Raw genomic sequence first — 12,483 nt, 5'->3', positions numbered from 1 at the left:
GTTTTTTATATGAGAACATTATTTCAGACAATAAAACAGCAATTTCTGGAGGGAAATGACCTTGTGCTTGCTTCCATCACAGCATCATCAGGATCGACTCCACGAGGTGCCGGATCCCGCATGCTGATCGGAAAAAGCGGTAGAATTGCAGGCACTATCGGCGGCGGCGCTGTCGAGTATCGTGCTGAACTTATGGCTCAGGATATTCTTGAGAAAAAAGAATCCTGCGAACATGAATTCCGACTGAACCGTAAGGATGTTGAGAATATCGGTATGATCTGTGGTGGTGATGTTACCGTCTTTTTCCAGTATCTTGATCATAATGATCCGGTTATTTCAGAGATTACAGAAACTGCCGCAAAATCATACGAGGAACGAAAGGATTTCTGGCTGATCTGTGATCTTAAGACAACCTCCGGCATGAGTCTTTACAGCCCTTCTTATGGCCTGATCGGAAATGCCGCTGTTCCTTCATCCATATTATCGTCCTTATCTGCACAGCCATGCCGTTATCGCGGTGATGATTATGATTTGTTTTCAGAACAAATAGGCACATCCGGAACTGTCTATGTATTTGGTGGTGGACATGTTTCGCAAAAGCTTGTACCAATATTAGCAAGTGTTGATTTCCGCTGTGTCGTTCTGGACGACCGCCCGGAATTTATTGATCCTGTGCTTTTCCCGGATGCAGTTGAAACGATACTTTGTGATTTTAATCATCTGGACCAGAGTATCTCTGTCACAGATGCAGATTACTGCTGCGTGATGACACGTGGGCATGCTTATGACACAATCGTACAGGCACAGCTTCTTGCCACACCAGCATGTTATATCGGGGTTATCGGAAGCCGTGCAAAAAAAGCTGCTGTTTTCCGCAAGCTTGTGGAAGAGTACGATGTTACTGAACAAGAACTGGAACGGATTGTCTCTCCTGTAGGACTTGAGATTAAAGCAGAAACACCGGCTGAAATAGCAATCTCCATCACAGGACAGATGATCGAGGTTCGTGCCGACAGAAAGGCTGCCGCAAAATGATGACAAAACCTGTATATCGAACTGTAATCTTTGGTGCCGGACAGATTGGACAGATGACTGCAAGACTACTTGGCAGTTCCTGTAAACTTTTGTGCTTTGCCGATAATGATTCCCGGAAGCATGGACAGCATATTGGCCATGTTCCTGTCTGTTCGCCAGATGATGCAGCTGCACTTCTTCCGGATCTGATCATCCTGGGTGTATTAGATGAAGAACGACGTAACTCTATGAGAAAACAGATGGAAAGCTTAGGTTATCACGGACCATTTTGTGATCCATCTGCCCTTCGCATGTTCGATGCACGGATTGCTGTTATGCGTCTCTTATCAGAGCAGATCTATCAGTTAAATATTTCGGGAGATGTTGCCGAACTCGGTGTTTTTCAGGGTGAATTTTCTTCCCTGATCAGTGCTGCCTTTCCAGATCGCAAAATCCATCTTTTTGATACTTTTGAGGGATTTTCAGAAAAAGATGTGGCAATAGAGACCTCCTGTAATCTGTCCCGTGCCAGAACAGGTGATTTCTCTTCTACTGATGTTGACTCTGTTCTTCGCATTATGCCTGATCCTGCACGGACTGTAATCCATAAAGGATGGTTTCCGGATACTTTTGCCGATATTACAGATGCAGATTTCTGTTTCGTATCTCTGGATGCTGATCTCTACGCTCCGACTGCCGCTGCGCTTCCACTGTTTTATGAACGCCTTTCTACAGGCGGAGTTCTCCTGATCCATGATGTGTACAGCACACAGTTCTCCGGCTGCAAAAAAGCTGTTGATGAATTCTGTCAGAAAAACCATCTCTTCGCAGATCCTGTATGTGATCTGCATGGAAGTGCAATACTTCGTAAGATATGACTTTTCTTAATATGCCAAAATCTCCGGTTCACTCTGAACCGGAGATTTTTATCTCATTGTATAGTCTTATTCCACGTCTCTGCCTGACATTTATAAAGTTCCTTTAAGAACATTTTCCAACTGTTCATCAGATAGATCAACATGATAGAAAAGATTAAAAAACTCACGTATTTCTTCATTAACATCACATTTGATGTATTCTGGATAAACCACTGCGGAGAGCCAACGCATACCAATCAGACGATTGGGTCCGGCCGGACGATCCACCCAGCTGAACGGTGCATTTGGAGTTCCATAAACTTTGTTATCCTGTACCGCTTTTAACGAAGCGTAGTCTGGATTGCTCAGAATATCTTCTGCTGCAGAGTTTCCGCTTTTGTCTGCTTTTGGTTCACCATTTACAACGATCACATCTGGATTCCACGCAAGAAGCTGTTCAGCTGAAATCTGAACGCGAGATCCGTCTCCAAGTTCCAGATCTGCAACATTGGTTACATTGACCGCATCAAGGATCTGTGCATGCTGAGATCCTCTAGGTGCAGTTTCCAGAGAATCCTCTCCATTGCCAAAATATACACTGACCTTCTCGTCTTCCGGGATATCCGCAAGTGAAGCAATATCTGTAAATATCTTCTCTGAATACTCAGCAAGCTCTTCTGCATGATCCTCTACGCCAAGAAGTTCACCCATAAATCGAAACGCCTCTGCCGAATTATTGAGTTCGTTATCCACTGCAATAACCGGGATTCCCAGACTTTTCGATAACGTATCACAGTCAGAAACCATTGCATCATTGATTTTGCCACAATTAAGTGCAATTGTAGGATTAGCAGCAATTACAGCTTCATAATTGATCGCATCTCCCATTCCAAAATTCGGAAGATCATGATATTTTTCCAGAATAATTGACTTCTCAACGTCATTTAATTCATAATTCCATCCCAGAAGTTTATCAGGTGCAACCATATACATAAAAATTGCAGCAACCGGGCCTGTCGAAAAAACAGATTCTATATCTTCTGCTGCCGGGACAGTAACCTTTCTTCCAGCCATATCTGTGATCTCACGTGTTTCCCCGGTTTCCTGTGTTTCAGTCTGCTCCTCACTCTGTGTTGTCTCTTCCGAAGCCGCTTTTGTTTCCGAATAACCTGCAAAAAGGCTGACTGTCATCACGAAGCATAACAGCAACGCCAAAAGATGTCTGTGCTTTTTGTTCATAAATTCTCTCCCTTCTTTTCTCCATATTCAGTCAGATTTGACGTTTATTAAATTGACTATACAACTTTTTCGCATTATAATATATATGCGAATAGTTTTCAAAAGCAATTCGCTTTTTTCTGAGTATAGCGCCATAAACTCAGTTAGTCAAGTTACACAAGGTGAGTGATCATGAATTTGACAGATAACGCTAAAGAAATAAATACCACCCAGCGAAAACATCATCGTCTGTTACTGACAGTTATGCTGGTAATTTTATTTATAATTATAATACTTTCCTTTGGAGTCGGATATTATCCGCTTACGCCTTCTCAGGTACTGAAAGCATTTTTATCAAAATTTGGTTATAAGGGAGATATTTTGCCGCAGGCAGCTACCATATTCTGGAATATCCGTCTGCCGCGTATCCTCTCCGCTTTATTTATTGGAGTTTCCCTTTCAGTAGCAGGTTCCACTTATCAGGGAATGTTTCGCAATCCGCTGGTATCTCCGGACATCCTTGGTGTTTCATCCGGTGCCAGTCTTGGTGCTGCTTTTGCTATTTTAAACGGAGCTTCAAACTGGGTGATTCAGCTTTCTGCTTTTGCAGGCGGTGTGATTGCAGTTGCCGCATCCTACCTCATCAGCCGAAAGTCTGCACACTCTCACACACTCAGTCTTGTACTGACAGGAACTATGATCATGTCACTCTGCAATGCGGGCGTAACCATGATCAAATACATTGCAGATCCCAATGACGTTCTTCAACAGATCACCTTCTGGCTCATGGGCAGTCTGACCAAGACTACTATGAATTCTTTTGTATGGAGTGTCATTCCAATGATCATTGGACTAAGTATGATCTTTATTTTTCGCTGGCAGATCAATCTGCTCACTTTAGATGAAGAAGAAGCCAGAAGTCTTGGAATAAATATTCGTAAATATCGTCTGATTTTTATCATTGCTTCAACCCTACTCAGTGCTGCAGCTGTTTGCCTTGGCGGCCTGATCGGATGGGTGGGATTAATGATTCCACATCTGGCACGCGCACTGGTAGGCGTGGATTATAACCGACTGATACCTGCAAGCGCTATGCTTGGCGGCGGATATCTGATACTGGTTGATGACATTGCCCGCTCCATTTTATCCATGGAACTTCCACTTGGTGTTGTTACAAGCATCATGGGTGCTCCATTTTTTATCTATCTTATTATCAAACGAAGGGAGCGTGCATAGTTTATGCTTCTGACAATAGAAAATGTTTTTGGCGGTTACGGAAATGGAGATGTTTTAAAAGGTATCAGCTGCAATGCCGACTATGGTGATGTACTTTGCCTGCTTGGCCCTAATGGCTGCGGAAAAACAACTCTCTTCCGCATGATGCTGGGAACCCTTCCTGTTACTGATGGAAAAATAGCCATTGACGGAAAAAACATTCATGACTTTACAACGAAGGCACTGGCAAATATGATCGCCTATATTCCTCAATACCATTCCCCCGTATTTGCCTATACCGTTCTTGATGTCGTAATTATGGGACGTGCTTCCCATTTTTCGGCTTTTGAAACCCCAAAAGAACCTGACCGTGAGGCTGCTTTCTCTGCATTGGAAAAAGTAAATGCACTGCATCTTGCCAACAAGAAATATACATCTTTAAGTGGCGGACAGCGACAATTGGTTTTAATTGCCCGGGCCATCTGTCAGTCTGCAAAAATCTTTATCATGGATGAGCCGGCAGCAAATCTGGATTATGCAAATCATCAGCTTCTCATGAATGTAATTTCAGGACTTGCCCGTCAGGGATACTGCATTATCATGTCGACACACAGCCCTGAGCACCCTTTTTCTGTCGGTACTAAGGTTCTCCTCATGAAAACAGGAAAAGTCGTTGGATTCGGCACTCCCAAGGAGGTCATTACATCTGAAACACTACAATCCGTATATGATATTGAAATGGATGTTATAACAGCACATGACCGTTACGGATGTGAACGGACCATCTGTTTACCTGTAAATAATTCATGAAGCAGTTTTCAGGGAGGAGCTTAAATGAATTCTGTATTGGATTACTTTATTTCTCTGCAGGAATCTCAGTCTGCAGATATGAATGAGCAGTCGGTAGAAATGTGGAACAGACGTGCAGAATTTTGGGAAAATGCACGCAAAAAGAATCAAAAAGGAAATGAACGTGTTGTCAGTGCAATAAATTATCTCGAACAAAAGGGACTTCTTGACAAAAATTATGATGTGGCAGATATCGGATGCGGACCCGGCCGTTTTGTTGCTGCCTTTGCCAGGCACGTACATAAAGTAGTCGGACTTGATATCTCCGACAAAATGATCTCACACGGAATGGAACATATTCAAAAAGAAGGATTAAGTAATGCCTGTCTTTATGTATGTGACTTTCAAAAATTAGATATCGAAAAAGCAGGTTATAAACATGCCTTTGATCTTGTATTCAGTTCAATGACCCCCGCACTCCATGGTATGAACGGACTGATGAAGTCCATTGAAATGAGCCGGGCATGGTGCTGTAACACCACACATCTTGAAAGACGGAACTTACTCCGGGAACAGATCATGCAGGATGTATTTGGCCGACAACTAACGCCTCAGTGGAATGGTCGATGGTTTTTCTCTCTTTTTAATATATTATTTTTACTTGGCTATGATCCTGAAACAAGCTATGAAAAATCTCACCGCGAAACCTGGGTAACTCCGGACGAACAATACATTGACTTTCTTATGGAACACATGCTTCCATCTGAGGAACACACACTGGAAAATGTACATAAGATCACCGACTGGATTCACACCCATTTAAATGAAGACGGACAAATCAAAGAAGTCACACATTCCGCTTATGGAAGAATTCTCTGGGATGTTCGAAACAAAACAGTTCGACCTGATTACAGAACTGTCATAAATGATAGCATGGCAAAATAATCGGTATTACTACAAAATAAAAAGGAATTCTGATATGGCTCGACATATATTTTTAACCGGAAAAAAACAGATTGGTAAATCTACGTTGCTTCAAAAAATATTAAAGAATTACCAGGGAACTGCAGACGGATTTCTGACCGTACGGACAAAAGAATATCTGGGAGATCAGTATTCTGTCCATATGTATCATCTGACAGAATCCAGAGATCCAAATGAACAGAATCTTCTGTTTGTGTGCGGAAAAGCCAATGAGCATACTGCAGATACTTTCAATTGTCTTGGTTGCAGGATTCTTTCCATGTGTTCTGACTGTTCCCTGCTCATTATGGATGAGCTTGGTCCACATGAGGCAAAAGCTGCTTTATTCCGTGAGGAAATCTTACATCTTCTTGATGGACAGATTCCTGTTCTTGGCGTCTTACAGGAACCTGCAGAAGCCTGCTGGCCTGAAATAGTAAATCATCCAAATGTCGAGATAATTACACTTTCCGAAAGCAACCGAAATAATTCCTCTTTGTGTGAGCATATTCTGTCGGATTTTTGAGCCTTCAGGATCACTGTTTCATTCAGGCTGTCCAGATTACTGGTCGGTTCATCCAGCAGAATAAGCAGAGCATCATGCGAAAGTGTTCTGACCAAACTGGAGCTGCTTGTGATTGATGATTTCGGTCTTATGGAACTCGATCTTGATAAATACCGGGATCTCTTTGAAGTCCTTGATACCAGGGATGGCAGGAAATCAACTGTAGGTATCTCGCAATTTCCAGCCAGTACATGGTTCGATATGTTTGCCGATAACACCTACGCTGATGCGTGCCTTACATGTATCACCAATAAGCACCATATGTGTCGTCTAGAGATGAACGGTATAAATATGCGTGAAACAGAATGAATATATTCCTGTGTTTTTTGCATTACTCACAAACTCAATCCAATCGATAATCTTTCTTTTATATTCGGATCATGATTTTTGCCATAAATTCACCATCCTTATATGTAAAGCTGCTGGCACCACCATTTCTTTCTGTGATATGGCGTATGGATTGAATTCCTATTCCATTTCCCGAATGTTTTGTAGACTGAAAAACACCATTCTTTTCCAGTATCTTTGCATCGAAATTATTTTCAGCCTGAATCAGAAGAATATGTGTATGATGCAAATACATCTTTATAACAATCTTTCTTCTGGAATCTTCTGTCTTCAGACTTGCCTCTATTGCGTTTTCCAGAAGGTTTGAGAGCACCAGACATATATCCATCTCATCCCCGGCAAAATTCTCTGGAATATCAATCTGTGCCAGAAAAGGAATACCTTCTTGTTTTGCATGATCCGAATAATATCCAAGTATACTGTCTACGGCCTGATTATCGCAGAAATGGAAATCAAAACTTGGCATTTTTCTGTCGGCACTGGAAAGATATTCTTTAATTTTTTCCATATCACCTTTTTCTGCCAATGCAGCCAGCTGAAGATAATGATGCCGGATATCGTGACGTACCTGTCTTGTCTCTTCAATAGCCGCACAAAGATTGTCATATCTGGAGCGCTGCAGAGAAAGGAAATGATTTTCCTGCTGAAGCCTTGCATTTTTATTCAGACTTAATGCCATCATAAGAAATATCGCATAAAAGAGAGTCAGAATTATTAAAAGAACAATACTGACTACTATGTAAATCTGTAAAATCTGCCCTGTATATAAAGTACTCTGATATTTTGGGACCATGAATTGATTTAATCCGATAAAAATCAACGGCAGGATCCAGAATATATACCACGTCTGAGCGAAATTTTCATCTGCTATCAGAATCCGTACCATATGCGTGGCAGGATACCATGCAATCAATACAAAGCTCAGACAGATGAGATTATAAAAAATCCCTGCTTTCACACATAACCATAATTGTTTTTCTGCGATATCAGGTTCAAAGATCATAATAGCATTTACTGCCCTGGACAGACTTTTTACGCACGCAAAAACAGCACAGACTGCCAGAAAAATACTACTGGATTTCCAAATGGAGATCTGAAGAGTTTTATGATAAAGCAGCATGAGAAACAGCAATACAGGAATCAAAAACAAAGTAGTCATAATCTGAAAATAATAACAGACAATACCTCCTGACAGGCTGATTCCCAAAAGCAGCGGAAACATCCATAATCCAAGTTTAAAAGGAGCCTGCCTCAGGCAGGCCTTTACCGGCAGATATGCAAGAAGCATACCCGGAATAATTACAGCAATTTCCAATATCGGACGCATTATTTCACTCATTTTTATTTTCCTCACTGAAACAAAAATTCCATAAAAGTCTGCCTTGCATTTTTAAGCAGCTTACGACTGACAGGAATATTATTATCATCATCCATAAGAAACATACTTCCATCAAAATCAACCGCATGCTCCAAATTGATAACAATCCCTCTATTGCATGAATAAAAGCGAGAATCCATTTTCAGCGAAGCCGTAAATGCCTCAAAAGACTGACGGGTGAGCATCTCCTTTCCACCCGTAGTGTGTATATGGATCATGTGTGAAAAATGTTCTGCGTAAATAATATTTTTAAAAGGGATCTGTATGTTACTTCCATTCACTTTTACATCAATGTACTTTCCAGAATCTGGAATTCTGGAGAGTATTTCATCAAGCAGTGTTGAAATTTCTTTTTCGTTATATGGTTTTACAAGATAATGCAGTGCCCTGACTCTGAATCCTTCCAATGCATGATCTGTGGATGTGGTAGTGAAAATCAGGAAACAATCTGAATCTGACATTCTAAGTTCTCTTGCAATTTCAATTCCATTTGCGCCATTCATATAAATATCCAAAAACACTACGGTAAAAGGGCGTTCTTTTGCTGCCGCCAGAAATTCTTCTCCTGATTCAAACTCAACGAAATCACCAGGAATATTCCTTTTTGAAAGCTGGTTACTAAGCCATCCATACAATACCGCACGCTCTTCTTTTATATCATCGACAATCGCAATTCTCATAGTCGCTCCCCCTTCATGTTTCTGAAACATATAAAGAGTATAGCATAATTTTTTTATCCAATCCATGAAAGTGTTTTTGCAATTCGTGCCATTTTCTGCTGTTTCGTGACAGAATTCTTGAAATTCTTCTTACTTTTCATATAATAAAACAAACGAATATCCCTCACAATAACTTACTTGATTCCACTAAATATGCTTTTAAATATAGGTGAAAGGAGGAGATTTGTGTATCGTATTGCAGTATTAACTGATTTAAAACATGAAGGGGAACATTACGCAAAAGTAATTAATGATTACTGCATAAATCAAAAGCTTTTTCCATTACTTGAAACTTATCAGAATCAGGAAGTTTTTTTTAAAGAGATACAAACACATGTACCAGATATTGTACTTCTTGTACTACCTGGAATAGATGGACTCAATGCGGCAGAACATCTGCGCTCCTTATTTCCTGGCTGTGGAATTATCTGGTGCAGCAATTTAGATTTTTCACTTCATGCTTTCAGGCTTCGTGTAGAATACTTTTTTCTGGAACCAGTGAGGGACGATGAAATCCAGGAAGGTCTCAGAGCCTGGTTCAGATTGAAAAAAACAATCATTTAAACAATATAATTTCAGGAGGAAAATGAATGAAGAAAAGAACTTTATTCCTTGCAATGACAGCATTAATGATCACTATGACATCTGGAGGCAGCCTGACTGCCGTATATGCCGATGAAATACCAACAGAAGCAGCCGAAACCTCTGAATCAACAGAATTACCAATAAAATCTCTGACAGCCAAAATAGTGGATGAAAATCCTTATATGGCAAAAAGTGATTCCAATATTCACCATGACTGCTACAATACTGACTCTACAGATGAAGTGCTTCCTGTTGATATCTATTCAGAAATCAATGTTTCTTATGAGAAGACAAATCCAAATGCTTCTCCTGCAATCTTTTTTGACACTTACGGACATGCCGTAGTTCCGTTCCTTGGCGGACTCGCCATTCGCGACATCAATGCTGATGAAACTCAGACACTGGGCTGCTTTTCTCCAAAACAGCATGATGGTGGTGGTTATATGATCCAGAGTTCCTATTCCTTTGTCGATGAGAGCAACCGTCTGGTATGTCCTACCAGCAACAATCATGTTCTTATGCTGAAGGCAACTGATGACGAAGGTAATGTCCTTCCTGAATTTGAAAAGGTACTTGATATTGATATAAAAGCAGCTGCCGAAGAAAAACTTGGAAAAACACTGGATCAGAATCTTCTTTCTGTCGTATTTGATTATGATGGAAATCTGTGGTTTGCAACAGGTGGATTCCGTATTTATCCTGATCGAAAACAGCAAGGGGCAGTTGGTTATATTTCCCGGGCGGCCATTGATTCTATTCTGAACGGTGAAGAAATAAACCTGTCAGATGCCGTATTTGTATACGAATTAACTCCTGGTGAAGGTGCAGAAAACGGAATTTCTGCTTCAAAAGATGGCGCTGTAATCCTTACAAATACAAACTGTTATCTGTTCCAGGCAGATAATGGAATAAATAAAGTATGGCAGACTGCTTATGAAAGTGTCGGTGCCAAAGAGAGCAAAGAAGGAGATTCTACAACCGGTGGCTGTCTTGCATGGGGAAGTGGATGTTCCCCATCTTTGACAAAGGATCTTGTTATGTTTACAGACAACCAGAACCCGGTAAATCTGCTTGCACTGGACATGAAAACCGGTGAAACAATGGCAACCATGCCAGTCATCGATGAACTTCCTGAGGATGTACAGGTATCTGTTGAAAACTCAGCAATCGTATACGATAACGGATCCGGAACAGTAAGTACGATCGTGTGCAACTGGTTTGGTGCTGGAAGTGCCAACCTTGGGAAAGAAGACAGCGACTCATCCATACAGAGCTATGAAAATATTTATGATGTAAACTGGTTAAGACAGGGAAACAGCATGATTGCTCCTGGTGTGGAACGCGTAGATACAATAAAAACAGATGATGGTTATGAAATGAAGAGCATCTGGTGCAGAAGTGATCTCTCTGACACTTCTATGCTGAAGCTTTCTACCGCGACCGGATACATTTACGGTTATGTTCAGGATATGGAAACCAGCATGTGGCAGTATATTATGCTTGATTTTGAGACCGGTAAAACTGTGTTCACGATGAATGTATCAAATAAACCTGGATATAATAACATGGCGATTGGCATGTATGCAGGAAACAGTGGAAATGCCCTCTATTGTCCAACCGGATATCTTGAACTTCTGAGATTACAGGATCGATTTGTATATCTTCCGGAAATGCCTTATCGTAAAGTCAATCTGGACAAGGCTAACCGAAACGTTTTAAGTCAGGATAAGTTTGAGGCTGATGGCGGACAGGGAACTGTAACAGGATGGCTGAATACTGTCACAGTTGAAAATGTTCATCCAAATACTACGGTTGCTCTGCGTATGAAGGGTATATCCGGAGAAACTGGAAGTCTTAAACTTTATTCCTATGAAACAGATGGTTCTTTAAAAGAGGTCCCTGCAGAATTGTGGCATATTCAGACAGAAGCTGGTGAAACACCAGATACTTTATCTGACAATATATTATACGAAGTTCACTTTACCGTACAGGATAATGAAGCGTTTGATCTTTGCGAAGAGGAAAAAGAAATTAAAATCTCAGCTGTACTTGGAAACGCATAAACAAAACTTGTATCGGGAGTATCCCAAATGCTTTGACTGCAAATCCATGGATACTATCTGCTGCCAGTTCCTGATTACCAGATTCTCCAGACACACTGACAGAATCCACGTGATCCTCGTTAACGACACACTTGGATATTGATTTGACAACTACAAGAAGCCGGAAAATCAGTAATGAAAAACTGATTTTCCGGCTTCTTATCATATGTTGTTGACTCCTTAAATTTCAGTGGTTATCAGCACATTCCTATTCCCGCACTTCAAGCCACTGGTCAATGTTCCCAAAATGTACCGCCTGCAGGTTATCTACATCAACCAGTTGCGGAAAGCTGTTTCTGATGATCAGGACACCATTTTCCTTATCCTGTTTTTCTCCACCGCCAGCGATGCCTCCCATGGTCCTATCAAGTGTTAAAACCGTTCCATCTTTATAACGCACCTGGTCAATACTAGTTCTGGCATAAAGATCCATGCCATAGTCCGTACCTGCGTACTCAAATTTGTTTTTTTCATCTTCATACACCTTCATAGCTTCATCATAATCAAGATATAATGACCATAAAAGGGGCGTTACTTCCATTTTTTTCACTGTGATTTCATAACCTCCAAAATCACATTTCCGGTTCACTTCCAGAGTTGTCTGAGGCTTTACTGCACCCAAGGTCCATTTAAAGTCCCATGTTCCATCTGTAATGACTGTCTTATCATAATCTTCTTCCTCCGTAAGATTCTTTAATGTGATTTCTACTGTTTTATTACTCAGATCATA

General features: G+C 40.9%; 13 protein-coding genes and 1 pseudogene. 10 read left to right on the top strand and 4 right to left on the bottom strand.

The genetic code is table 11. The annotated features are described in order from the left end of the window. The first annotated feature begins 9 nt into the window (after nt 1-9). Nucleotides 10-1,035 (top strand): XdhC family protein, encoded by a 1,026-nt coding sequence (locus tag G5B06_RS00065; RefSeq protein WP_118699502.1) that lies wholly within the window; start codon nt 10-12, stop codon nt 1,033-1,035. Next, the gene (locus G5B06_RS00060) at nt 1,032-1,892 is read left to right on the top strand and encodes a TylF/MycF/NovP-related O-methyltransferase (protein ID WP_118699501.1); all 861 of its coding nucleotides are present in this window, start codon (nt 1,032-1,034) and stop codon (nt 1,890-1,892) included. The genes G5B06_RS00065 and G5B06_RS00060 overlap by 4 nt, the downstream gene beginning before the upstream one ends. Nucleotides 1,893-1,982: 90 nt before the next feature. Here the strand turns inward: G5B06_RS00060 and G5B06_RS00055 are convergent, their stop codons facing one another. Continuing rightward, nucleotides 1,983-3,110, bottom strand: coding sequence for an ABC transporter substrate-binding protein (locus G5B06_RS00055; protein WP_148445082.1), 1,128 nt, complete (start codon nt 3,108-3,110; stop codon nt 1,983-1,985). 171 nt (nt 3,111-3,281) lie between these two features. On the opposite strand from G5B06_RS00055, the gene G5B06_RS00050 reads away from it, so the two are divergent. From G5B06_RS00050 to G5B06_RS19545, 5 genes are all read left to right on the top strand, one after another. Continuing rightward, nucleotides 3,282-4,325 (top strand): FecCD family ABC transporter permease, encoded by a 1,044-nt coding sequence (locus G5B06_RS00050; protein WP_148445083.1) that lies wholly within the window; start codon nt 3,282-3,284, stop codon nt 4,323-4,325. Nucleotides 4,326-4,328: 3 nt separating this feature from the next. Then, complete coding sequence (locus G5B06_RS00045) at nt 4,329-5,114, top strand: ABC transporter ATP-binding protein (RefSeq protein ID WP_118699498.1); 786 nt, start codon at nt 4,329-4,331, stop codon at nt 5,112-5,114. 24 nt (nt 5,115-5,138) lie between these two features. Further along, nucleotides 5,139-6,038: a class I SAM-dependent methyltransferase gene (locus G5B06_RS00040; RefSeq protein ID WP_173762686.1), complete on the top strand. Its 900-nt coding sequence runs from the start codon at nt 5,139-5,141 to the stop codon at nt 6,036-6,038. Between the two features lie 34 nt (nt 6,039-6,072). After that, entirely contained in the window at nt 6,073-6,582 is a 510-nt protein-coding gene (locus G5B06_RS00035; RefSeq protein ID WP_227190589.1) for a nucleoside-triphosphatase, read from the top strand. 129 nt (nt 6,583-6,711) lie between these two features. Next, on the top strand, nt 6,712-6,930 hold the full coding sequence (locus G5B06_RS19545) for an ATP-binding protein (protein WP_243111665.1): 219 nt from the start codon (nt 6,712-6,714) through the stop codon (nt 6,928-6,930). 58 nt (nt 6,931-6,988) lie between these two features. Here the strand turns inward: G5B06_RS19545 and G5B06_RS00025 are convergent, their stop codons facing one another. Together G5B06_RS00025 and G5B06_RS00020 are read right to left on the bottom strand one after the other, a co-directional pair. Continuing rightward, nucleotides 6,989-8,308, bottom strand: coding sequence for a sensor histidine kinase (locus tag G5B06_RS00025; protein ID WP_148445085.1), 1,320 nt, complete (start codon nt 8,306-8,308; stop codon nt 6,989-6,991). Nucleotides 8,309-8,319: 11 nt separating this feature from the next. After that, a complete protein-coding gene (locus tag G5B06_RS00020) occupies nt 8,320-9,027 on the bottom strand; it encodes a LytR/AlgR family response regulator transcription factor (RefSeq protein WP_148445086.1) in 708 nt (235 codons plus the stop codon). Nucleotides 9,028-9,252: 225 nt separating this feature from the next. Between G5B06_RS00020 and G5B06_RS00015 the strand changes: the two genes are divergently transcribed. The 3 genes and pseudogenes from G5B06_RS00015 to G5B06_RS19540 all read left to right on the top strand — a co-directional run. Next, nucleotides 9,253-9,630 carry a response regulator gene (locus G5B06_RS00015; protein WP_294411316.1) on the top strand — a complete coding sequence of 126 codons (378 nt, stop codon included), beginning with the start codon at nt 9,253-9,255 and terminating at the stop codon, nt 9,628-9,630. 26 nt (nt 9,631-9,656) lie between these two features. Continuing rightward, the gene (locus tag G5B06_RS00010) at nt 9,657-11,714 is read left to right on the top strand and encodes a hypothetical protein (RefSeq protein WP_173762684.1); all 2,058 of its coding nucleotides are present in this window, start codon (nt 9,657-9,659) and stop codon (nt 11,712-11,714) included. A gap of 25 nt (nt 11,715-11,739) precedes the next feature. Further along, nucleotides 11,740-11,856: pseudogene (locus G5B06_RS19540) on the top strand (lactate utilization protein); the annotation flags it as partial. A 105-nt stretch (nt 11,857-11,961) separates the two neighbouring features. On the opposite strand, the gene G5B06_RS00005 reads toward G5B06_RS19540, so the two are convergent. Continuing rightward, nucleotides 11,962-12,483 (bottom strand): hypothetical protein (locus G5B06_RS00005; protein ID WP_173771079.1); only part of this gene is annotated, 522 nt, incomplete at its 5' end.

This window comes from Blautia luti (genome assembly GCF_013304735.1).
Lineage (GTDB): Bacteria > Bacillota > Clostridia > Lachnospirales > Lachnospiraceae > Blautia_A.
The sequence above is the reverse complement of the archived record's forward strand: the minus strand, read 5'-3'. Positions and strand labels throughout refer to the sequence as shown.